The 22373-nt window shown below is 44.3% G+C and carries 22 protein-coding genes, 2 pseudogenes, 1 riboswitch and 1 other annotated feature; of the genes and pseudogenes, 18 read left to right on the top strand and 6 right to left on the bottom strand.

Translation table 11 applies throughout. The features are described 5' to 3' along the window. Nucleotides 1-408 precede the first annotated feature (408 nt). From M3205_RS25660 to M3205_RS15875, 3 genes are all read right to left on the bottom strand, one after another. On the bottom strand, nt 409-543 hold the full coding sequence (locus tag M3205_RS25660; protein WP_285886451.1) for a hypothetical protein: 135 nt from the start codon (nt 541-543) through the stop codon (nt 409-411). An 8-nt stretch (nt 544-551) separates the two neighbouring features. Further along, nucleotides 552-1448 carry an EamA family transporter gene (locus M3205_RS15880; protein WP_251170811.1) on the bottom strand — a complete coding sequence of 299 codons (897 nt, stop codon included), beginning with the start codon at nt 1446-1448 and terminating at the stop codon, nt 552-554. 132 nt (nt 1449-1580) lie between these two features. Further along, nucleotides 1581-2018: a Dps family protein gene (locus M3205_RS15875; RefSeq protein ID WP_251170814.1), complete on the bottom strand. Its 438-nt coding sequence runs from the start codon at nt 2016-2018 to the stop codon at nt 1581-1583. A 166-nt stretch (nt 2019-2184) separates the two neighbouring features. Here M3205_RS15875 and M3205_RS15870 point away from each other — a divergent pair, with 166 nt between their 5' ends. Next, nucleotides 2185-3066: a sulfite exporter TauE/SafE family protein gene (locus M3205_RS15870; protein WP_251170810.1), complete on the top strand. Its 882-nt coding sequence runs from the start codon at nt 2185-2187 to the stop codon at nt 3064-3066. 10 nt (nt 3067-3076) lie between these two features. Here M3205_RS15870 and argS read toward each other — a convergent pair whose 3' ends face one another. Then, nucleotides 3077-4762, bottom strand: a complete 1686-nt coding sequence (gene argS / locus M3205_RS15865; RefSeq protein WP_251170813.1) for an arginine--tRNA ligase — start codon at nt 4760-4762, stop codon at nt 3077-3079. A gap of 45 nt (nt 4763-4807) precedes the next feature. Beyond that, nucleotides 4808-5062, bottom strand: a binding site (T-box leader). Nucleotides 5063-5092: 30 nt separating this feature from the next. Next, the gene (locus tag M3205_RS15860; protein WP_251170809.1) at nt 5093-6277 is read right to left on the bottom strand and encodes an FtsW/RodA/SpoVE family cell cycle protein; all 1185 of its coding nucleotides are present in this window, start codon (nt 6275-6277) and stop codon (nt 5093-5095) included. Nucleotides 6278-6663: 386 nt separating this feature from the next. Between M3205_RS15860 and M3205_RS15855 the strand changes: the two genes are divergently transcribed. The 17 genes and pseudogenes from M3205_RS15855 (at nt 6664) to M3205_RS15775 (ending at nt 20971) form a co-directional block, all read left to right on the top strand. Then, on the top strand, nt 6664-7440 hold the full coding sequence (locus tag M3205_RS15855) for a hypothetical protein (protein WP_251170808.1): 777 nt from the start codon (nt 6664-6666) through the stop codon (nt 7438-7440). A 79-nt stretch (nt 7441-7519) separates the two neighbouring features. Then, a riboswitch (cobalamin riboswitch) is annotated at nt 7520-7724 on the top strand. 166 nt (nt 7725-7890) lie between these two features. Next, the gene (locus M3205_RS15850) at nt 7891-8850 is read left to right on the top strand and encodes an ABC transporter substrate-binding protein (protein WP_251170807.1); all 960 of its coding nucleotides are present in this window, start codon (nt 7891-7893) and stop codon (nt 8848-8850) included. Further along, on the top strand, nt 8816-9868 hold the full coding sequence (locus tag M3205_RS15845; protein ID WP_251170806.1) for a FecCD family ABC transporter permease: 1053 nt from the start codon (nt 8816-8818) through the stop codon (nt 9866-9868). The genes M3205_RS15850 and M3205_RS15845 overlap by 35 nt, the downstream gene beginning before the upstream one ends. A gap of 48 nt (nt 9869-9916) precedes the next feature. Beyond that, nucleotides 9917-11389, top strand: a complete 1473-nt coding sequence (locus M3205_RS15840; protein ID WP_251170805.1) for an adenosylcobinamide amidohydrolase — start codon at nt 9917-9919, stop codon at nt 11387-11389. Next, nucleotides 11386-12351: an adenosylcobinamide-phosphate synthase CbiB gene (cbiB, locus tag M3205_RS15835; protein ID WP_251170804.1), complete on the top strand. Its 966-nt coding sequence runs from the start codon at nt 11386-11388 to the stop codon at nt 12349-12351. Before M3205_RS15840 ends, cbiB begins: the two co-directional genes overlap by 4 nt. After that, nucleotides 12326-13396 (top strand): threonine-phosphate decarboxylase CobD, encoded by a 1071-nt coding sequence (gene cobD / locus M3205_RS15830; RefSeq protein ID WP_251170803.1) that lies wholly within the window; start codon nt 12326-12328, stop codon nt 13394-13396. The genes cbiB and cobD overlap by 26 nt, the downstream gene beginning before the upstream one ends. Continuing rightward, nucleotides 13378-13953, top strand: a complete 576-nt coding sequence (locus M3205_RS15825; RefSeq protein ID WP_251170802.1) for a bifunctional adenosylcobinamide kinase/adenosylcobinamide-phosphate guanylyltransferase — start codon at nt 13378-13380, stop codon at nt 13951-13953. The genes cobD and M3205_RS15825 overlap by 19 nt, the downstream gene beginning before the upstream one ends. Then, nucleotides 13950-14810 (top strand): cobyric acid synthase, encoded by an 861-nt coding sequence (locus tag M3205_RS15820; RefSeq protein WP_251170801.1) that lies wholly within the window; start codon nt 13950-13952, stop codon nt 14808-14810. The genes M3205_RS15825 and M3205_RS15820 overlap by 4 nt, the downstream gene beginning before the upstream one ends. After that, nucleotides 14797-15588 (top strand): adenosylcobinamide-GDP ribazoletransferase, encoded by a 792-nt coding sequence (gene cobS, locus M3205_RS15815; protein ID WP_251170800.1) that lies wholly within the window; start codon nt 14797-14799, stop codon nt 15586-15588. Before M3205_RS15820 ends, cobS begins: the two co-directional genes overlap by 14 nt. Then, nucleotides 15546-16163 (top strand): histidine phosphatase family protein, encoded by a 618-nt coding sequence (locus tag M3205_RS15810; protein WP_251170799.1) that lies wholly within the window; start codon nt 15546-15548, stop codon nt 16161-16163. The genes cobS and M3205_RS15810 overlap by 43 nt, the downstream gene beginning before the upstream one ends. Next, nucleotides 16115-16540, top strand: coding sequence for a bifunctional adenosylcobinamide kinase/adenosylcobinamide-phosphate guanylyltransferase (locus M3205_RS15805; RefSeq protein WP_251170798.1), 426 nt, complete (start codon nt 16115-16117; stop codon nt 16538-16540). Before M3205_RS15810 ends, M3205_RS15805 begins: the two co-directional genes overlap by 49 nt. 15 nt (nt 16541-16555) lie before the next feature. Continuing rightward, on the top strand, nt 16556-17140 hold the full coding sequence (locus tag M3205_RS15800; protein ID WP_251170797.1) for a cob(I)yrinic acid a,c-diamide adenosyltransferase: 585 nt from the start codon (nt 16556-16558) through the stop codon (nt 17138-17140). After that, the gene (locus M3205_RS15795; protein WP_251170796.1) at nt 17140-17634 is read left to right on the top strand and encodes an ECF transporter S component; all 495 of its coding nucleotides are present in this window, start codon (nt 17140-17142) and stop codon (nt 17632-17634) included. The genes M3205_RS15800 and M3205_RS15795 overlap by 1 nt, the downstream gene beginning before the upstream one ends. Further along, nucleotides 17631-18350: an ATP-binding protein gene (locus M3205_RS15790; RefSeq protein ID WP_251170795.1), complete on the top strand. Its 720-nt coding sequence runs from the start codon at nt 17631-17633 to the stop codon at nt 18348-18350. Before M3205_RS15795 ends, M3205_RS15790 begins: the two co-directional genes overlap by 4 nt. A 284-nt stretch (nt 18351-18634) precedes the next feature. Beyond that, the gene (locus M3205_RS15785; RefSeq protein ID WP_251170794.1) at nt 18635-19018 is read left to right on the top strand and encodes a VOC family protein; all 384 of its coding nucleotides are present in this window, start codon (nt 18635-18637) and stop codon (nt 19016-19018) included. A 208-nt stretch (nt 19019-19226) separates the two neighbouring features. Further along, nucleotides 19227-20487: pseudogene (locus tag M3205_RS15780) on the top strand (SulP family inorganic anion transporter). Nucleotides 20488-20594: 107 nt separating this feature from the next. Then, a pseudogene (locus M3205_RS15775) lies at nt 20595-20971 on the top strand (universal stress protein). A gap of 102 nt (nt 20972-21073) precedes the next feature. Here M3205_RS15775 and M3205_RS15770 read toward each other — a convergent pair. Further along, nucleotides 21074-22264 carry a dicarboxylate/amino acid:cation symporter gene (locus M3205_RS15770; RefSeq protein WP_251170793.1) on the bottom strand — a complete coding sequence of 397 codons (1191 nt, stop codon included), beginning with the start codon at nt 22262-22264 and terminating at the stop codon, nt 21074-21076. Nucleotides 22265-22373: the final 109 nt, after the last annotated feature.

Here is a 22373-nt window from a genome sequence, read left to right as displayed (position 1 = left end):
GATTTAGGTTGAACTGTAATTGAGTCATAATTAATTCCTCCAACTTGTTTTTCGTAGCTGATAACATTGTTGACCAAAGGAATTAATTTGACTCATTTTCTTTTTACACAATTATATGGGCTTGACCCGAGAAAAGGGCAGGCTAGAGTCAGAAGCCGGTCCAACTTCGGACACAAAAAGGGGAAAAGAGCTAGCGAGAGTCAGAACCTGATCCAACTTCGGACACAAACAGGAGAAAAGGGCAGGCTAGAGTCAGAAGCCGGTCCAACTTCGGACACAAAAAGGGGAAAAGAGCTAGCGAGAGTCAGAACCTGGCGCAACTTAGGACACAAAAAGGAGAAAAGAGCTAGCGAGAGTCAGAACCTGATCCAACTTCCGACACAAACAGCCAAAAAGAAGAAGCCAGAGTCAGAACCCAGCTGCACCAGCAAAAAGGCCCCATAAAACAACAGTCTCCAAAGAAAAAAGGCTCTGGAACAAAATTCCAAAGCCTCTTTCATCAAGCTGATCGCAATCCAGACGGCGCTCAGCGAATACCGTCATAAAAAATCCTACGTGCTCACACGATTCTTTGCCGCTTTTTTAAATGAAAACTGCGGTAAGCTGATTCCGATCAGGATCAGCGCAATCCCGAAAGTCTGTGCTTCTGATATCCTTTCCCCTAAAATCAGCATAGCAGCAGCAACAGCGGCCGGAAGTTCGGCAGAGCCTACAATTGTGGCAAGCCCTGAATCTAAGTGGGGTGACCCGATGGCAAAGAAGACAATAGGGAAAATAGCGCCGAACAATGACATCAAGATGCCGAATTTCCATAGGCCCCCAAGCTGAATGCCGCCGCTTATTAGGACGGGGCCTGAAACAGCTCCAACCAGAAGAAGTCCGCCGAATGTGATGAAGATGCTCCTCTGGATAGTTGGAATACCTTTGCCTGCCTTGCCGCTTGCAAAAATGAACACGGCAAAAGTAACCGCAGATAATAAGCCATAAATCAGGCCATCCGCTTGAATAGCATGTGAGCCGGAATTAATCAGGTTGCTTGCAAATACTGTTCCTATAATAAGCAGGATCGCAGAAATGATTTTTGCTTTGCTTGGCATCTTTCTTTCATACAGTGCTTCAAAAAGAATTCCAATCCAGGTGAACTGAAATAAAAGGACAACAGCGATGGAGGCCGGATTTCGGTCAAGGCTCATTCCATACAGAATGCCCGTTAAGCTTAAAGAGGCGCCGGTCAATAACAAAGCTGCTGCTTGTTTAAAGGTGATTTTCGTTCTTTTGATAAATGGGAAAGAAAGCAATAATAAAAGGAGTCCAATTAAATATTGGCTTCCTGTCAGTTCGGGAACAGAGTGGCCGGCCTGGAGTCCGAGCTTAACAATGGATGCCAGAATGCCATAACTGCATGCGCCGAGGAAAATAAAGAATGAATATTTTAAGTTTGCCATCATGGAGACTCCTTTCCGAAAAAATGAAGCAATCAGGTCAATCATATCACCTCAGAGTGTCCAAGGGGCAAAAAATTTTTCTGCACAAAATTAAGAGCCAGTGATCATTCTCACTGACTCTCCTGTCAAAATCGATTATTCTCCTAAGTAGGCTTGCAGCATCCAAATATGCGTATCCAATTTTTCCATTAACCCGATGGCGAAGTCGGCTGTCACTTGATCTTCCTGTTCTTCGGCAAGCTGGGCTAAAGAGATTAATTGTTCCTTAATATGTTTATAATCGGAAGCAAGAGCAGCAACCATGTCTTCTGCTTTCTTTTCCCCATTAGATTCTTCAAGAGTCGTAATGCTTAGGAATTCTGTCAAGCTTGCTGCCGGTGTGCCGCCGATTGCAAGCAGGCGTTCCGCTGCTTCATCCACAACTTCCGCCGCTTCACTATATAATTCCTCGAACTTTTCATGAAGGGTAAAGAAAAGAGGGCCTTTTACAAACCAATGGTAGCGATGCAATTTCGTATAAAGGACACTCCAATCAGCTATTTGTATGTTTAATGCCTCATGTAATTTTTCCATCATAATTCCTCCTAAATAATTTATATATTAATTATAACAAATATTAATTTATAATCAATACTTAATTATAATTATTATAATTAAGGGAGCGTCAGTATACCATTGCCAAATATGGTAAAGTGATATAGTACCGATTAATTGCAGAGACAGTTAGTGAGGAATATAAATGGAATCTGTTTTCTTTATTACTCTCGGGGCACTTATTAGTGTGCTCTCGGGTTTTTTTGGGGTAGGCGGGGGATTTATTCTTACTCCAACGCTTATGCTTTTTGGTTTTTCTCCAGTAGAAGCGATCACCACGAGTTTGCTGTTTTCGATTGGAACGTCCCTTTCAGGCATAGCCGCTCATATCAGCCTGAAGAATATAAAACTAAAGCAGGGGCTGATACTTGGACTAAGCGGAATGGCAGCTACTCAGGCCGCCCATCCATTTGTGCTGTTTCTTGAGAATAAAGGCTGGGACACGTGGGCCGTGCCTGTTTTTTATATCATATTGCTGTCTTATTTTGCTTTGAGCATGCTGAAAAGAAGAGAAAAATCAGCCAATGCTGTTTACTCTTCTGAACATTCGCCTTCCATTGTGAAGATGGTGCTGATTGGATTTTTTGCAGGATTTGTTTCTACTTCATTAGGGGTAGGCGGCGGTTTTATTATGGTGCCTTTATCGGTCGCCTATTTAGGGATGATGCCGAAAAATGCGGTAGGAACTAGCTTGTTTGCTATCATGCTAATCGTATCCACAGGCTTCCTATCCTACGTTTCCACTGTCAGCATTGATTATTGGATTGGCCTTTCACTCGTAGGCGGAGGGCTCATTGGCTCACAGTTTGGTGCAAAACTTACCTCCTATTTTGAGAACGAAGAGATCACCTATATGCTCGGAGCCTTATATATGGCGACAGTCGCTAGTGTGATTCTGAAATTAATACATTTGAATTATACCGGTTTAGTGCTGATGGCCATTTTTGTCGGCGGATTTCTGGTAAGAAGTCTTGTGAAAGTGCAGAAAGCAAAAGCCCGCACAAAAGCAAAAAGGGAGAGGCCATAAGCTTCTCCTTTTACATTTGCCGCGGAACCTTCATGCTGAGTGTCTGCATGCCATCTGTGAGAACAATGGTGACTGCTTTGACGAGGGCAAGTCTTGCCCGGATGCCGGCATCCTTCTCCAGGATTCTTACCTGCCCGTAATATTTATTGAAGGCCTGGGCCACATCAATCAGATATTTAGCGAGAACGGAAGGGGAAAGCTGCCGATAAGATTGTCTGATTTTCTCAGGATATTGATAGAGCAGCTTAATAATTTCCCAGCTGTAAGGATCGGATAGCCCGTTTGCGGCAGACGGGAGATCGTCACTCTTGCGGAGCAGGGAATAGGCCCGTGCATTGGTATATTGCAGATAAGGACCTGTTTCTCCTTCAAATGTCAGCATATCTTCAAGGGAAAATTCAATACTGTTCATGCGGTCATTTTTAAGATCATGGAACAATATAGCTCCTATGCCGACTGCTTCAGCGACTTCATTTTTATTTTCCAAACCGGGATTTTTAGCCTCGATATTACCTTTTGCAAGAAGAACTGCTTCATCCAGGACCTGCTCCAGAAGGATGACTCTGCCTTTTCTGGTAGACATCTTTTTTCCATCTTTTAAGTAGAGGCCGAACGGGACATGTTTCATACTGTCCGCCCACTCATAGCCCATCTTTTTGATCACGCTTTTGACCTGCCTGAAATGGATGCTCTGTTCCTGGCCGACAATATATAGGGAGTGAGCAAATTGATAGTTTTTCTTTCTGTAAAAGGCCGCAGCCAGATCCCGTGTTGCATAAAGAGTCGCTCCGTCGGATTTTTTGATCAGGCATGGAGGCAAGTCTTCATCAGGAAGCTCAACGACCTCTGCACCATCTGATTCAGCCAGCAGACCTTTTGCCATCAGCTCCTCAATGACGGGTGTCATTTTATCGTTATAAAAAGCTTCGCCATTATATGAGTCGAAATGAATGCCAAGCCTGTCATAAACCCGCTGGAATTCTTTCAAAGATTCATCTCTGAACCAGCTCCAGAGTGCCTGTGCTTCTGTATTTCCGCTTTCAAGCTCTTTAAACCAGGAACGTGCTTCATCTTCAAGGGCTGGATGATCCTCTGCTTCTTCATGGAACCGTATATAAAGGCTAAGCAGCTCCTTAATCGCATGCTCCTTCACTTTATCCGGATTGCCCCACTTTTTATAAGCTGTGATCAGCTTGCCGAATTGTGTGCCCCAGTCTCCTAAGTGGTTGATTCTGACCGCTGTATAACCGCATTTTTCGGCCAGGTTTCCGAGGGCATTTCCAATGACAGTTGACCGCAAATGACCCATGGAAAAGGGCTTTGCAATGTTGGGTGAAGAGAAATCAAGCACCGCTGTTTTCCCTGCGCCATCCTTCAGCAGTCCGAATTCTTTTCCTTCCCTCAGGATCTTTTCCATTATGACTGCACCTGCAGATCCTTTTGAAAAAAAAATATTAATGTAGGATCCGGCAGCTTCCGCTTTTTCAATGTATGGTCCTTTTATTAGGGGAGCTGCCTCCTCAGCAATGGAGGCAGGTGATTTCCTGAATGCTTTCGCCAGTGTAAAACAGGGAAAAGCAAGATCGCCATATGCCTGATTCTTTGGTGTTTCAATTAAATCTGAAATGGCTTCCTCACTAATCTCTCCATTCAGCACTGAAGTCAGCTGCTCTGTGAATATAGCTTTGAAGTCGATCATTTAAACACCTCCTAAAAAATAAAAAAGCCCGCCTCTATATAAAATAGAGACGAGCTGAAATTCCCGCGGTACCACTCTGATTGTCCAAAGGACCTCTTGCGAAAGGACGCTTCATTATTTTGAAAGCATTCCTGTAGGGGTTTTATAACGGGACTCCTAACCCGGCACAGCCTACTTTTCTTTCAGCTGTGCATCTCCGAAGTGCGCTTCACAAAAAGGATTTCCGACAGGCTTGCACCACCCCTGTCTCGCTATAAGGAAAGAGCCCATTGCTACTCTCTTCATCATAGACACTAAATATATTACTGTTATTATACGCGCCTGGTATTATTTTGCAACATAATTTGAGTCGGTTGAAAACATATAATTTCTGTGATGGTAGCGAATGCTGAATATCAGTCCCATCGCCATCATGTTTCCCATAAGTGAGCTTCCGCCGTAGCTGATAAAAGGCAGCGGAATGCCGGTGATTGGCAGGACCTGAATGGTCATTCCGATATTTTGAAATACGTGGAAGGTAATCATACTGATGATCCCGACACAAATATAGGTATTAAAAGGGTCAGTCGTTTCAAGGCCGGTTTTCGTTAAGTGATAGATAAGCAGAAAGAAAAGGCTGATTACCACACTTGCGCCAAAGAAGCCGTACTCCTCGCCAATAACGCTAAAAATAAAGTCAGTGTGGGCATCTGGCACATATACCTGTCTATCGGTAAAGCCTTTACCGGAAATTAGTCCTGAGCCGATGGCGAGCATGGAATTATACAGCTGCATTCCGGCCCCCTGCTTATGATTGACCGGGTCAAGCCAGGAATAAATCCTGCTGAACTGGTATGGATCAATCCCGAGATACTTCTCTAATATCTCTGGTGCTATGATTACTAGATATAGAACAGTTCCTGCAAGGGCTGCGAGGATTCCATAAATAGGCACAAGGATTTTCCAGGTGATGCCGGAAACCAGGATGATCCCTGCTAATATCGCGATAATGACAAGAGCGGTACCTAGGTCTTCGATAATAATTAATCCTAATGGAGGCAAAGTGGCCGCCCCCAGTTTGATGAGGAGAAAAAAGTCCGTGCCTGTGGTCTTCGCCTGATACTTCAGATGGTGGTCAGCAATAACTTTGCTGAGGGCAATGATAAGGAATACCTTAACAAACTCTGAAGGCTGGATCGAACCGAGGTAAGGGATGATATACCAAAGTTTGGCCCCTTTGCGTACAGGTGCGATGCTTTCCGGTGCAATGAATAGCCCGACAAGCAATAGGATGCCCAAACCGTACAGCAGCCATGTGAGCTTCCGGATTTGCTCGCTGTCAAAATACATGACAATCCCTACAATCACGGCACCAACAATATAATTTTTAATTTGTGAGATAACAAAATTCCCTTCATATTGATTGGAGGATTGTCCGCTGTATATCGCAATGCAGCTGATGAGAAAAAACAGCAGCAGAAGAAAGCATAAAGTCCAATCGAATCGGTCTGAGAATCTATTATTGTGGTTCATTATATACACCTGGTTTCTTTACCTTTTTACATTTTTATCCTATAAGAGAAAAATTAACCTTTCAATCGAGAAAGTGATTTCATTGGTTAGACGAAAAAATCATTGTGATGGTTTCCTGCATTTTCAAAATAACGGTAAAAAATTTTCACAAGCAAAGATATTTTCAGATATTTTTGCTACAATAAGAGAATAAAATACTGGAAGTTTGGCAGACAGTTTCAATAAGGAAGCTGTCTTTTTATCGCAGTCTAATCGGCAGTATGATCCCTGCTTCAAGATTGAGAAGAATCAAGGAGGATATGCGGGTGCAATTTGCCGTAAAGCCCGATTAGTTCAATTAAGGCTATGAATATACTACTTTGCGCAACGGTTCGGAGGTTTCGTCATTGAAAAGAAGGAATCAAACTATTCGTGATCTCATCTACATCCATCTTAATGAACAGGATCAGTATGTCATGTCATATGGAATTGAATTTGCAGAGTTTGCCCAGACTCTTTCAGATTCAATTAATAATTTACTGCTGTTAAAGCACCGCTATGAACATGGGGACTTTAATAGCCACACGATGTTCGATTATGTTTCAAGGGACAAGCTGGGCAGGCTGGTTGAGGATGATGTATACGGCTACGGCGATTTTTGCTGGATTGACTTCGAGGAAGAAGAAGCGGTGAATGAGCTTCCGGGCCAGACGATTGCGGAGCTTCTTTATCTAGGCCATATTAAAGAGCATCTTAAGCTGCCCTTTTACAATTATTTGAGCAACCGGTATGTATACCTTGCCCATGACGATGGCTGGTTTAACCGCACATATTACCGCGATCTGAACGATTTTTACCGTATGCTTGGGGAAGTAATCTCCGGTAAAATGGGACAGATGAAGGTGGAAAAAACGCTCCTGGGCATTAAAAGGAAAAAGACGTATCCTCCTATTACCAGAGATGTCCTGCTTTCATTAAAGATCCTTATGAAAGAAGGAGTGGTCCTTTCCATTAAGGATATCGAACAGAATCGGGCCAGAATCGAGATTCCGATTTGGGTTATTGGTGATTTTGCCAATATGGATGATATGTACGATGAATATGAAGCCATAGCGAAAGAACCATGTGAAGCGAAGATTGTGTTTGATAAGAAAACAAGGGAATGGAAAATCTACTCGCGCTAGAACTCTGATCTTATTTACAGCTTCAGCAATTTTCTGTTACTTTTCCTTCGGGATGGTGTATAATCGGAAATAGAAAATTTTATATTGCAATAGAACAGGTGTCTTCTCAAAAGGGCTTTAAAGCAAGCTCTTTTGAAGACTTAATAGGGAAGCTGGTGAGATTCCAGCGCGGTCCCGCCACTGTAAATGGTAGCAGTCTGCAAATCCACTGTACACACAAGTATGGGAAGGAGCAGAATGCATTGACCATAAGCCAGGAGACCTGCCTGATTCTTAAGCACCCATAAACCTACGAGGATAGGGAGGTGTTTGGTCCGGCCATCTATTCTGCAATTTTTTGTAAATGACCATACCAACATCTCCTTGCCATTCAAGGGGATGTTTTTTTTATTATTTTTGGTGACAGGCACCACCCGAATTTTGTCGAATGTTCTAGGAGGATTGTTGAGAATGAAAAAGTTTACTGCATTTTTATTAACTATGCTGCTGGCTGCAGGTGTGCTTGCAGGCTGCGGAGATAGTACTGAACAGCCAAAAGAAGAGAAAAAGGTTGAGGAAGGGCAGAGTGCTGCATTTCCTTTAACGATGAATGACGCGCTGGATAATGAAGTGGTCATTGAAGCCAAGCCTGAAAGAATCGTTTCCGTGATTCCAAGCAATACTGAAATAGCATTCGAATTAGGGCTGGGAGAAAAAGTGGTTGGGGTCTCGGATTTTGATAACTACCCGCCGGAAGCTTCAGAAAAGGAGAAAATTGGAGGGTTGGACTTTAATGTAGAGAAAGTAATCTCTTTAAATCCCGACCTTGTACTTGCCCACGCTTCAAGTGCACAAAATTCAGAAGCAGGTCTTCAGCAATTAAGGGATGCCGGTATGACCGTCCTTGTGGTCAATGACGCGAAGAACTTTAATCAGGTATTTGAATCTATTGAAATGATTGGGACCGCATCGGGAGAGAAGGAAAAAGCAGAAACTCTTGTTTCAGACCTGAAGCGCCACCTTGAGGAAATCAAAACAAAAGCTAATGGGATAAAAGAGGAGGACCGTAAATCGGTAATGGTTGAAGTTTCACCTGCTCCGGAAATCTATGCAGCAGGGACTGAGACATTTATGGACGAAATGCTGGGTGTGATCAACGCAGAAAATATCATTACGGAAGATGGATGGCCAAAGATGGATTCGGAAGCAATCATCGAACGGAATCCGGATGTAATCGTCACTACACATGGGTTTTACACTGAAGATGCTGTCGGCAATGTCTTAAGCCGCGAAGGCTGGCAGGATATAACCGCAGTGAAAAATAAGCAGATTGCCAATGTTGATTCCGATATGGTAACCCGCTCTGGCCCTCGTATTATTGAAGGAGTCGAGGAACTTGCAAAAGCAGTATATCCGGACGTATTTAAATAATAAATTACTGGCCTATGTAACAGTAGCCGCTTTCCTGCTTTGTGCCATGCTGATGGGGATCTCAATCGGAACAGTGTCCATTCATCCCACGACGATCATCAGAGTAATAGGCGCTGAGATCTTTCCTTTTGTTTCATTTGACAACACAGATAGCATGCATGCAAATATCATTATGAATATCAGGCTTCCGCGCGTATTGCTCGCAGGCTTGGTTGGGGCGTCTCTTGCTATTGCAGGAGCTGCCTTTCAAGGCTTATTAAGAAATCCTCTGGCAGATCCCTATACAATCGGGGTATCTTCCGGGGCTTCGCTTGGTGCAGTTTTAACCTTGTTCTTTGGCTTATCCATTCCGTTTGCAGGAATGTTTACGCTGCCTTTATTCAGCATCTTATTTGCCTTATTAACTATTTTTGCGGTTTTGCTTTTTGCGAGAAATATTGAAAGATCCATGAAAGTGGAAACGATTATTTTAACAGGCATCATCTTCAGTTCTTTTCTTGGAGCCCTCATCTCTCTGATGATTGCCCTGACTGGAGAGGAGCTAAGACAAATCATCGGCTGGCTTCTTGGGAGTGTGTCCATGAGAGGCTGGGCGTATATTAATATTATTCTTCCGTTCTTTGTGATAGGGGCGGTTCTTCTGTTAGTAAACAGCAAAGAGCTAAATGCTATGAGCTTCGGAGAGGATAAGGCCCGGCATATCGGGGTGGACGTTCAGAAGAGAAAGATGATGGTCCTGATAGCAGGCTCTATCTTAACAGGTGCGGCTGTTGCTGTGTCTGGAACGGTAGGATTTGTCGGACTTGTGATTCCTCATCTGACCAGGATGTTATGGGGGACGGATCATAGGCATTTGCTGCCGCTATCGATTATGGTGGGAGCAGGTTTCCTAATTATTGCCGATCTTGTTTCACGGACGATCATTGCTCCTGCCGAGCTTCCGATCGGTGTGATTACAGCCTTAATCGGTGCACCTGTTTTTGGGGTTATTTTAATGAAAAGAAGGAATAAACTTTAAGCGCATAAAGGGCTTGCGCTTTCTGAATCAAGAAAGAAGTGATTAATCATGCTAAAAGTCCAGCAAATCACTGGCGGGTATGCCGGTGCGCCGGTTGTAAAAAATATCAGCTTTGAAGTGGAAAAAGGAGAACTTTTCGGGATATTGGGACCGAATGGAAGCGGGAAGACGACGATTCTGAAGATGCTGAGCGGCATTCTGCCCCATACATCAGGTGATATTGTGATCAAAGGTAAGAACCTTTCAGAATATACACCGAAAGAGCTGGCAAAAATCATGGCTGTACTGCCCCAGCACTCCTCTCAGGCCTTTGCTTATACCGTAAAGGAAACCGTTTCCCTTGGCCGCTATGCTCATCAAAAGGGCTGGTTCCAGAGCTGGTCCGGCAAGGATGAAGAAGCGGTTAACAGGGTAATGGAGCAGACGGGCATCTCCAGATTTCAGGATGCTGATATTCAGCAATTATCCGGCGGGGAAAGACAGAGGGTGTTTTTAGCACAGGCCCTTGCCCAGGAGCCGGAAATATTATTGCTGGATGAGCCGACGAACCATCTTGACTTGTCTTATCAAAAAGAACTCCTTGATCTCCTTTCGGTATGGTCAAAGGATTGCGGACTAACGGTTATTTCCATCTTTCATGATTTGAATTTGGCCGGCCTGTACTGTGACCGCCTGCTGCTGCTGGAGAATGGCGAAGTCAACATAAACCATGTTCCCAATGAGGTTTTAAAAGAAGGGCGGATACGGGAGGTTTACAGGACGAAGATTGAAAAGCTGCCGCACCCAAGAGTGGCTGCCCCTCAGATGGTGCTGGTGCCTGAACGCTCACAGGCAGAAAGCCTTTTAGAGAAGCGAATCGATCCAGCCAGCATGGAGGTAAAGGAAGACTTGCTGGTCCTTCGATCGCCTTTGCCGCTAAAAACCATGTCTTCAGGTGTAACCGGATCAGGGACTGGCTGGAATCGGATTTTCCTTAACCGGCATGTGAGCAAAAATTATGACTGCAGTGATCATCGGTCTGAGATGGCAGAATTTGTCCGGGAAATCGGCTTTGAACCCGGGGAAACTGTGGGGATGATGACAGCCGTATATATTGAAGATTACAGCAGCCGATTATATGAAGAAGATACATTCTCTGTGTATGTGGTTGTGACAGCCGGTGTCGGCAATGCGGTCGATGCTTCCAAAAGTGATGAGCATTCTTATCATCTGACTCCGGGAACAATCAATACATGGATTTTTGTTAATGGCTATCTGACAGAGGCAGCTTTTATCCAATCTATTATGACTGCAACCGAGGCCAAGACCAGGGCTTTATTTGACCAGAACGTTAATGATGCTGTCACAGGGACGATAGCGACCGGAACATCAACTGACAGTATTTTGATTGCCGCCACACAGCAGGGAGAAAGCCTGGAGTATGCAGGTACCATTACACCGCTTGGCAAAGTAATTGGCAAGGGTGTATACGAATGTACCGTTGAAGCCATTAAAAAATCGCAAAGCAGGATAAAAGGATGATTTTATATCACCTGATCGCGCTAACCTTTGCCTGGATACTGGATAAGCTGATAGGGGACCCGCCAAACTGGCCGCATCCCGTCAGGTGGATGGGTGCCCTGATACATAAACTTGAACAAGCTCTGAATAAAGGTCGCTTTAGAAAATTAAAAGGGGGCTTCATGTTATTAATCGTGCTGCTGGCAACAGGCGGCATCACCTTTTTCATTACCTGGCTCTTCTATGGGATTCATCCGGTCGCAGGCATCCTGGCAGAAGGAATTCTCATCTTCACAGCCATTGCTCAAAAGAGTTTAAAAGAGGCAGCGCTGGAGGTATATGAGCCTCTGGCAAAAGGTGATATGGAAACAGCAAGAGTACAGCTTTCGTACATTGTCGGCAGGGATACAGATCGGCTGGATGAACCAGGCGTTGTCAGAGCTGCCGTGGAGACTGTGGCAGAAAACACAAGTGATGGCATAACTGCTCCATTATTTTGGACCTTGATCGGCGGTGCACCGCTGGCTCTTATTTACCGGGCCATTAATACATGTGATTCAATGGTTGGCCATATGAATGAACGATATCTGGAGTTTGGATGGGCTTCTGCCAGAGCGGATGATATCTTGAATTGGATTCCAAGCCGGCTGACATCGGTTTGCATCATGCTCTCACAAAAGCCGGAGCATGCTCCATATGAAGAGGCATGGGGAATCCTTCTAAGAGATGCACCGAAGCATCCCAGCCCGAATAGCGGCTGGGGGGAAGCTGCTGTTGCAGCACTTCTGGGGGTCCAGCTGGGCGGAATCAATTTTTATAAGGACGTCATCTCTAACCGTGCGACAATGGGGAAGCCAATGGTAATGCTTGAAAAAGAACATATCCTAAAAAGTATCTCAATTATGAACAAAGCAGTGTTCCTATTTTTGCTTTTATTATGGACAGGAGGGATGTTCCTTGATCTTGCCTTCACACGGATCTAATCCGCAATATTTATATGAAGCGATGGATAAGACAATGCCTGAGGAGCGGATTGATTTCAGCGCCAACATCAATCCCCTTGGCCCTCCCCGTGAATTAAAAGATAGGTGGGGAAGCCTATTTTCATACATTAGCGATTATCCGGATCCACATGCAGCTCTTATAAAAAGCAAACTGGCGGCAACAGAGGGAATAAAAGAAACACAGATTCTGGTTGGAAATGGAGGCGCTGAGCTGATTACCCTGATTGGCAGAATGATAGCAGGGAAACATGCACTGATTATTCAGCCTGCTTTTTCGGAATATGAAGAGGCCTGCCGGGTTAATAATTGCAGAGTCTCCTATTTTCAGCTGGAGTCTGAGGATTGGAATTTGGAAATAGAAGCGCTATCCGACTATCTTAGAGCCGCTGATGCCGTGTTCTTCTGCAACCCAAATAATCCGACTGGCGTCTACTACCCCAAAGCTTTGGTGGAGAAGCTGATAGAGAAGTGCCAGATTCACAGTTGCCTTCTTATTATGGATGAAGCTTTTTATGACTTTGCCTCGGACTATGAATCTATTGCTATAGGAAAAGATTCAAATGTTGTGGTGCTGCGTTCCATGACAAAGATGTTTTCGATACCCGGCCTGCGCCTTGGATACATGATGGCAGGTGAGAGATTGATTGAAAGAGCAGCTGCCCTGAAACCACACTGGAGCGTGAATGCCCTTGCTTTAAAAGCAGGAGAGTGGTGTCTGGAGAGCAATGAGCATGTCAGGCTGACAAGAAATTTGATCCGGCAGGAGAAAGAGAGGCTGGTTTCATTTTATCGGAGTTTGAATTTCGCTGTTTCTCCAACTGCCGTAAACTTTTATTTATTAAGGGATCCCCACCTTGATGATCAGCTGCCTTTATTTCAGTTTCTACTGGAAAAGGGAATTATCCCGAGGCACACGATGAATTTTCCCGGCCTAAAGGGAAGATGGCTGCGCTTTGCGATTAAAGGGCCGAAAGACAATGATGTGCTGATGGAGGCGATTGAGGAATGGCGGAAGGTTCGCTGATTTTTATTACAGGGGGCGTGCGGAGCGGAAAAAGCTCATTTGCGGAGAGAACTGCTGCCGCGCTTGCAGAAAAAACAGACGGAAGGCTTCATTACATTGCTGCCGGAAAAGCATACGATTCAGAGATGAAGGCGCGGATTCAGAGGCATCAGAATGACCGGGAAAAGAGCGGCTTGGGCTGGATAACCTGGGAGAAGCCTTCCTCACTTGAAGAGTTATCGGGAAACTTTAACCATCAGGATATAGTACTTTTCGATTGCCTGACCACTCTCCTGAATAATGAGCTTTTTAGGGTGGAGGATAGTTGGCGGACCAAAGAATTGCAGGAAAAACTTTCATCAGATATCCTAAGGGCCATCATAGAAATCTGCCAAAAATGCAGGGCTTTGATCGTAGTCAGCAATGAAGTCCTTAATGAGCCAATTGGCGAAAACGAATTGGTATTTACATATGCGAAACTATTGGGAATGCTCCACAGGGAAATCGTAAAGACGGCTGATGAAGCCTATCTTGTTGAAGCAGGCATTCCCATTCAAATGAAAGGAGAGCCGGCATGAAAGGGATCATGATTCAGGGAACTTCATCTGATGTCGGGAAAAGCCTGATTGCTACCGCTCTTTGCAGGGCATTTGCGAATGAAGGGTATCACGTCGCTCCATTTAAATCTCAGAATATGTGCAACTATACGTATCATACCAAAACAGGAAAGGAAATCGGCAGAGCGCAGGGACTGCAGGCAGAGGCCGCTAAGACTGAAGCGAATGAATGGATGAATCCCATCTTGCTTAAGCCTATGGCCGGCGGGCAATCCGAGGTTATCATGCTTGGGAACCATGCAGAAGTTGTCTCAGGAAGCTCTTATCAGAATGATTATTATAACAAGGGCCTTGAAGCGATTACGCTGTCACTTCAAAAATTGCGTGAAGAGTATGAGATTCTGGTACTGGAAGGAGCAGGGAGTCCGGTCGAGATCAATTTAAAGGAAAAAGAGCTTGCTAATATGAAGGCTGCGGAAATGGCGGATGTTCCCGTGGTTTTGGCAGCGGACATTGAAAGAGGCGGAATTTTCGCAAGTATAATCGGAACGTTGGAGCTTTTAAGTCCTCAGGAGCGAGCCCGGGTAAAAGGCATCATGATTAATAAATTTCATGGGAATCCGGAGCTTTTTGAGGACGGGAAAAACTGGATAGAAGAAAAAACCGGGCTTCCGGTATTGGCTGTTCTCCCTTACATAGGCCAGCATGGCATTCCTGTTGAAGATTCCCTTTCTGATGGACCTGCAGCCGCCGCTAATCCGGAAACAGTAGATGACAGTAAATATGATGAGCTATCTGAAGCGATGTTAAAGCATCTTGATTGGGAAAAATTAAAGGAAATTGTCTTTAGCTGGAGAAAAAAGAATGAAATGGCTTAAAGGATTATTGATCAATCTTCAATTTTTCACAAGCATTCCCATTCCGATATCCCTGCCCATGGATAAGCCCCATCTCGAGAAGGCCATCAGAACCTTCCCTATAGCCGGCCTAATCCAGGGTGGGATATATGCATTTATTCTTTATGCTTTTCTTGAATGGACTCCTTTTTCTCTATTAGCAGCGGCCTTTGCCGTCTGGCTAGCCGGCATTTTGCTGACTGGCGGCATCCATCTCGACGGATGGATGGATGCGAGCGATGCGTTCTTTTCCTATCGCGATCAGGAGAAGCGGCTTGAAATCATGAGTGATCCCAGGGTGGGGGCGTTCGGAGTTCTGTCTGTTATTGTCCTGCTGGGTGCCCGGTTTCTATTTATCTATGAAATTGTGCTTTTATTAAATCCATCTTCCTATTTTTTAATTGCGGTGATTCCATTTTTAAGCAAGATGGTAATGGGGATCTTGCTGATAAACGTTAAGGCAGCCAAAGAAGAAGGGCTGGGCTCCTTATTTCAGCAGGCTGCTGCTAAAACCACCCTATCTATATACCCTGTCTTCCTTTTGGCCGCCACGGCAGCTGCCTGGCTGGCTGGTTACCCGGCTATTGTTGGGTTTCTTATCATGGTTCTTTTTTCAATCTTGTTTCTCGTATTTTTATCAAGAAAAGTCATTGCCTGGTATGGCGGAATGACAGGGGATGTACTTGGAGCCAGTGTGGAAGGGACGGAGGTGCTTTTATGGATGATACTGTGGCTGTTGCATTATTTCGTCATGGGCTGACAGAAGCCAATAAGTCGCATGCTTATCTGGGGTGGACAGATTCTCCTCTGTGTCCGGTACACAGGGATAAGCTTAGCGCAGCGCCGCAAGGCTACAAAAGAATTTTTGCAAGTGATTTAGGCAGATGCATGAAGACGGCAGCCATTCTTTTCCCGGACCAATCTATTCAACCTTGTCACGAATGGAGAGAAATGCATTTTGGCGAGTGGGAAGGAAGGACGTATGAAGAGCTGAAAGATAACCCGGATTATCAAAAATGGCTGGAAAATCCCTTCTCGGGAGTAATGCCTGGAGGGGAATCTTACTCGGAATTTACTGCAAGAGTGGATAAAGGGTGGAGGAAATTAACCGATCATTTGCTTCAGAGCAATATCAGTGATGCTGCTATGATTACACATGGCGGAGTCATAAGGTACCTTCTTGGAAAGTATGCACCGGAGCAAAGAGAATTCTGGGAGTGGCAAGTTCCGTTTGGAAGAGGCTATGAGCTTAGATGGACACGGGAAGCGTTTAGGAGGGGAGAGCGATGCACTTTATTACAGGAGGCAGGTTTAATGGGAAGTCCGAATGGGTGAAGGAATTTTATCAATTGGAAGATACTCCTCATAAATGGATTTCTGCTTATCATGGTGAGCCGGCTGGAGATCTGGATCAAAGCCTGATTATTTATGAGGGAATTGAGGCAATGATTCGGGAGTGGTCATCGGCACTTGAATTTGAAGAAATCCGGGACAAGTGGCAGACACTGCTGGAGAAGTGGCTGCAGTGGGAAAAAGCAGCTGTTAACCGGAAAATGGTTTTAATCGGATCTGATATTTCAAAAGGGATTGTCCCTATGGAGGCGCTTGACCGAAAGTGGCGGGATGCATCAGGATGGGCCTTTCAGGATGCCGCTGCTGCTGCAGATAGAGTTGATTTGATTTGGTATGGTATCAGCCAAAAAATTAAATGAAATGGGGAATTGCAGATGAAGCTTTATACGCGAACTGGTGATGAGGGAAAAACAAGCATTATCGGAGGCAGAGTGGAAAAGGATGATGTACGGGTTGAAGCCTATGGAACAGTGGATGAGGTCAATAGTTTTGTCGGGCAGGCGATGACACAGCTGGATCCAGCCGCTTTTCAGGATGTCTTGGAGGATCTGGAAAAGATTCAGCATGAGCTTTTTGACTGCGGCGGTGACCTTGCAAATGTGTCGAAAAAGCGGGAGCTGAAATTGACGAAGGAATCTGTGGACTATTTAGAGACTAAGATTGATCAATTGATTGAGGAAGCACCAAAGCTTGAAAGATTTATTCTGCCTGGTGGAGCACCAGCATCAGCGTCCATTCATATTGCCAGGACAGTAACCCGGAGAGCGGAGCGCCTTGTGGTCTCACTAAAAAAGGCGGATCCAGAAACCTCTGCAGTGGCGCTGAAATACTTGAATCGCTTATCTGATTACTTCTTTGCTCTGGCAAGGGTGATTAATTTCCGTCTGAATCAGAAGGATGTGGAATATGTGCGCAGTGCGAATGTATTCCGTGAAGGAAAGCGCAAGGAGGATAAGTAATGAAAAGCATGCGCTTAGGAATGGCCGCCATGCTGATTGCACTGACAGCAATCGGTGCAGCGATTAAAGTTCCGGCTATTATCGGCAGCGTGGCCCTTGATGCATTTCCTGCCTTGCTTGCAGCTGTTCTGCTTGGAGGCTATGGCGGTGCAGCTGTTGCGGCTATCGGGCATCTGATTTCGGCTTTATTAGGCGGTATGCCTTTAGGGCCTCTTCATCTCCTGATTGCTGTTGAAATGGCTTTTTTAGCCTTTATTTTCAGTTCGTTGTATCAGAGGGGCCGACGCTGGCTGGCGGGAATACTTTTTGTGTTAGGCAATGCCTTTGCAGCCCCGCTTCCATTTATCTTTTTAATGGGCCAGGCCTTTTACCTGGCGATTGTACCTTCCCTTTTTATTGGTTCTGTGATAAATGCTGTTATTGCTTATATAGTGATTCCAAGGCTTGTTAAGTTCATGGGCCCGATTCTTTCCAAAGCGGGTGCTGAACAGTGAGGGATGTTTTAACCTTTCCTTTTAATTCTGAAGAAACCATTGTGGCAGCATGTGATAACAGCGGGGCAATCGGCGAGAAAGAACCGGACGCTGTCCATGTTCCTTACGAGACCGTTTCGTATTATTCCTTCCGTGTTGCTGTCATGGAATGCATGTCAGCAGGTGCTAACCCATTCGCGGCATCCCTTCAGAATTTCTGCGGTAATGATGCCTGGGACCAGCTTTTACGTGGCATTAAAAAAGGGGCTGATGAATTAGGCATGGCAGAACTGCAAATCACAGGCAGTACAGAAAGCAATTTTAATCTGCTTCAATCTGCGGTAGGCCTAACTGTACTTGGCAAAAGGAAGGGAGAGCTACCTGCTGATACCTTAATCTATACAGAGGATACAAAGATAGCGGTGATCGGTACCCCGTTGGTTGGCCTGGAACTGATTGAGAGGGAGGAGGAGGCAGCGCCCCTAAAACTGTTTAAAGCTATAAATTCAATAGATGAGGTTGTAACTCTTCCAATAGGTTCAAAAGGAATACTGAAGGAACTGAATTGCCTGTTTTCCAATAAGGAATTTAAGGAGTATGATTTTGAAAGCCATTTGGACCTTAAGAAATCTGCCGGTCCTGCTACTTGCTTTATCGCGGTTTTTCCGGAGGAGAAATCTGAAGAAATCAGTAAGGTTGCTGGAGGATATCTTCATATGCTGGAAAGCAGGACATAAAAAGGCTCGATAACAAATGAGCCTTTTTATTATGCCCTATTCCTCCACTCTTCCCTTAGTACACCCATCCGGATATAGCTCGGGCAAATCCTCTTCCTGTATGGGGTGAATCATCACCTTAAGGGCTGTATCTTCCTTCATTGCAAGTACCCCTCCATTAAAACTAAAAATCCTGTATTGTTGTACCTCTTGATAATACTTCCAAGTTTATACATTCTCTTAAAAGGAGAAAATACCTCCTATATTGAAATCCTATGTAAAGAAACTTTGAAGAGGTGAACGTAATGGAATTGAAGCTGGGGTATGTCATTTTATATGCGGAATGTCTGGAAAGAACGAAGCATTTTTATGGTCAATTGCTGGGCCTGAAGCTTCGGAATGAATTTGGAACTTACATCGAGTATGATACAGGCAGCACCATTCTTTCATTCAATACGAGAGAAGGCGGACGGGAAGTCACCGGACTGCCAATACCGGATGGAACGAGGAAGGAGCAGACTTTCGAGCTGGGGTTTGTGACGGAAGAAGTGGAAGCACTTGTTGGAAAGCTCAAGGCAGCAGGGGTGCCTTTTCTGCTCGAGCCGATTGAAAAGCCCTGGGGACAGAAAGTGGCATATGTAGAAGACCCGGATGGGCATTATATTGAGGTTTGTTCACCTCTCGGTTAAAAATGACTCTGCTTCAGGGTCATTTTTTGTTGGCTATATAGCAATCGTGAGATTTGAAAAGAAAAAACAAGATTATAAGTATTAGTTACGCTTACATAAGGACTTGTAAAGACAAGTAAATGTGGTATGATTCTATATGTTTTTGTCGGCACGACTTTGATGAGAGTTCAAAGTCATTACTATAAATCTATTTAAACGAGGTGTTTATTTGAGAATATTATCAAAAAAGGAACAATGGTTTGGCAATGTGAAGGGCGATATCCTTTCTGGAATCGTAGTGGCATTGGCACTGATTCCTGAGGCGATTGCTTTCTCCATTATCGCAGGTGTTGATCCGATGATTGGATTGTATGCTTCGTTCTGTATAGCTGTGACCATTGCTATAGTGGGCGGAAGGCCTGGAATGATTTCTGCTGCAACCGGTGCGATGGCGTTATTAATGGTTACTTTAGTAGCTGATCACGGATTGCAGTATTTATTTGCTGCGACGATTTTGACAGGGATTCTGCAGATTTTATTTGGTGTGCTTAAATTAGCCCGCTTTATGAAATTCATTCCCCGTGCTGTTATGATTGGATTTGTGAACGCACTGGCAATATTGATTTTCATGGCTCAGCTCGAGCAATTCGCAGATGCTACATGCCTTTGAGACTCTTAAGATTATTTTCCCTTACTCTATTGCCCTTTCAATCGTTGGCTTGCTTGAATCTCTTTTGACTTCATCCATTGTGGATGACATGACCGATACGGCCAGTGATAAGAACATGGAAAGCCGCGGACAGGGAATTGCGAATATCGTGTCCGGTTTATTCGGCGGAATGGCAGGCTGTGCGATGATTGGACAATCCGTCATTAATGTGAAATCAGGAGGAAGAGGCAGACTGTCAACCCTAGTGGCTGGCACATTCCTGATGTTTCTGATTTTAGTATTAAGCAATATTGTCGTACAAATACCAATGGCTGCCTTGGGAGTTATGATCATGGTATCAATCGGAACCTTTGATTGGTCATCCATTAAGGACCTTGCAAAAACGCCTGTAACAGATTCGATTGTTATGGTTGTAACTACTGTTATCACGGTTTTCACTCATGATTTATCCAAAGGTGTTTTTGCCGGGATCATTTTAAGCGCGATCTTTTTTGTGGCTAAAATTTCCAAAGTACATGTTGCATCACGAGTGGAAGGGGACAAGAAAATATACGCTGTAACTGGCCAGGTTTTCTTTGCTTCCGTGGATGAACTTATAGCAGCATTTGATTTTAATGAAGAATTAGAAGAAGTTGAAATAGATTTTACAAAGGCGCATGTCTGGGATGACTCGGGTGTCGCCGCCATCGATAAGATTGTATTAAAACTTCGTGACAATGGTGTGTTGGTCCGTCTATCAGGATTAAACGCGCCAAGTTCGAACCTGATAGAGCGTCTGGCCGTTCACCGCAAACCGGGAGCAAAATTATCCGGCCATTAAAATACTGTAATTAATACCACAGTCAGCTTTGACTGTGGTATTTTCTTTATAAGAATTAGTAAGGGGTGAGGCTCTGTGTTTAAAAAACAGATGGATCTGATCATTCCATTCGGGCAGCTGCTATAGCCATTCAACTGGCTGAACAGAATCCTGATTCTGAAGTAACCGTATTGTATGTCGTTGATAGCCAGACCTCAAAGGAAGATATCGTTCACCATTTTGATAAAAGTATAGTGGATCAGGTGAGGAAAAAACGTTTAGAGCCTATAGAAAGCTTATTAAAAGAGAAGCGCATTTCATATGAAATAAAAATCCTGCAGGGAGAGAGCCTGGACCAGCCATTGTGGAATTTGCCAACAAGGGGGATTTTGATGTTGCCATTGTCGGCAGCCGGGGGTTGAATACTCTACAGGCAATGGTACTCGGAAGTGTCAGTCATAAGATTGTCAAACGTGTGAAAGCGCCTGTTTTAATTGTTAAGTAAATGAAAATATGCACCATTTTCACTATCTGGGTGCTTGTTTAAGTATCCGATAAATCGTCTAACTGAAAAAAGATGCCCCAAATTGGGACATCTTTTTTTCAATCATTCAGCTTTTACAGCCGATGGGGTCTGAAGCTTCTTCTCTTTGCCGCTCACCTTATCAGACAGCAGAGTCAGTGCACCGTCACCAGTTACATTGCATGCAGTTCCAAAGCTGTCCTGGGCAAGGTATAGGGCAATCATAAGGGCCAGCATGGTTTCATTGAATCCAAGCATGCTTTCAAGCAGACCCAACGCGGCCATGACAGCCCCCCCGGGAACACCTGGAGCTGCAACCATTGTGATTCCAAGCATTAATATAAAAGGCAGGACTTCTGCAAGTGAGGCTGTTTGCCCCTGCAGCATCATTACGGCGATCGCACAACTCACAATCGTTATTGTGCTGCCGGAAAGATGAATTGTTGCCAATAATGGTACAGAGAAATCCGCGACTTTTTCGCGTGCACCAAGTTTTTTAACCTGTTTAAGCGTAACAGGAATGGTGGAGGCAGATGACTGGGTTCCAAGCGCCGTAAAGTATGCAGGCATCATATTCTTCATAAGTCTCAGCGGATTGGCTTTCATAAGGCTGCCGGCTGCTGAATATTGAAGCAGTAAAATTAAGAGGTGAAGAGCAATAATCATGACAAAAACTTTGGCAAATACCGAAATAATAGCACCAACCTGTCCGCCTTGCGTCATATTGGCGAAGATCCCGAAAATATGGACAGGAAGCAAAGGAATAATGAGCTTTTCAATCAATTTTTCAATAATATCACGGAAATCATTCATCGCATTTTGCAGGGTGTTTCCTTTAATTGCGGCCAATCCAAGGCCTAAAGTGAATGAAATCAGCAGTGCCGTCATCACACCCATTACCGGAGGCATGTCCACCTGGAAAAAAGGTGACAGCAATGCATCCTCAGGATTCTCAAACTTTTTGAAGCTTTGGTTTTTTAATAGAATCGGATATAACACCGTCGCAGAAAGATAAGCAATTAAACCGGCAGTGATTGTGGAAGCATAGGCAAAACCGGTTGTAATCCCAAGCAGTTTCCCTGCACCTTTCCCCATGCTGCCGATGCCTGGTGCGATGAATCCGATAATAATTAATGGAATCGCGAAACCAAGAAAGTTTCCGAAGAGTCCATTAAAAGTAGCAAATAGCTGAATAAGCCATTCGGGAGAAAAAGAACCTATTAAAATACCTAATGCAATAGCTGCAATGATTCTGGGAAGCAAACCGAACTTCATTATTTTGTCCTCCTAAAAAATACAATTGTTTTTATTAGGGGGATTATATCTTGTTTTTCATTAAAAGTTAATAGATAAAACTTTTGTTTTAATAATAAAAAAACTCTGA

The organism is Cytobacillus firmus (assembly GCF_023715565.1).
Lineage (GTDB): Bacteria > Bacillota > Bacilli > Bacillales > Cytobacillaceae > Cytobacillus > Cytobacillus firmus_C.
This window is presented reverse-complemented; position numbering and strand designations above follow the sequence as displayed.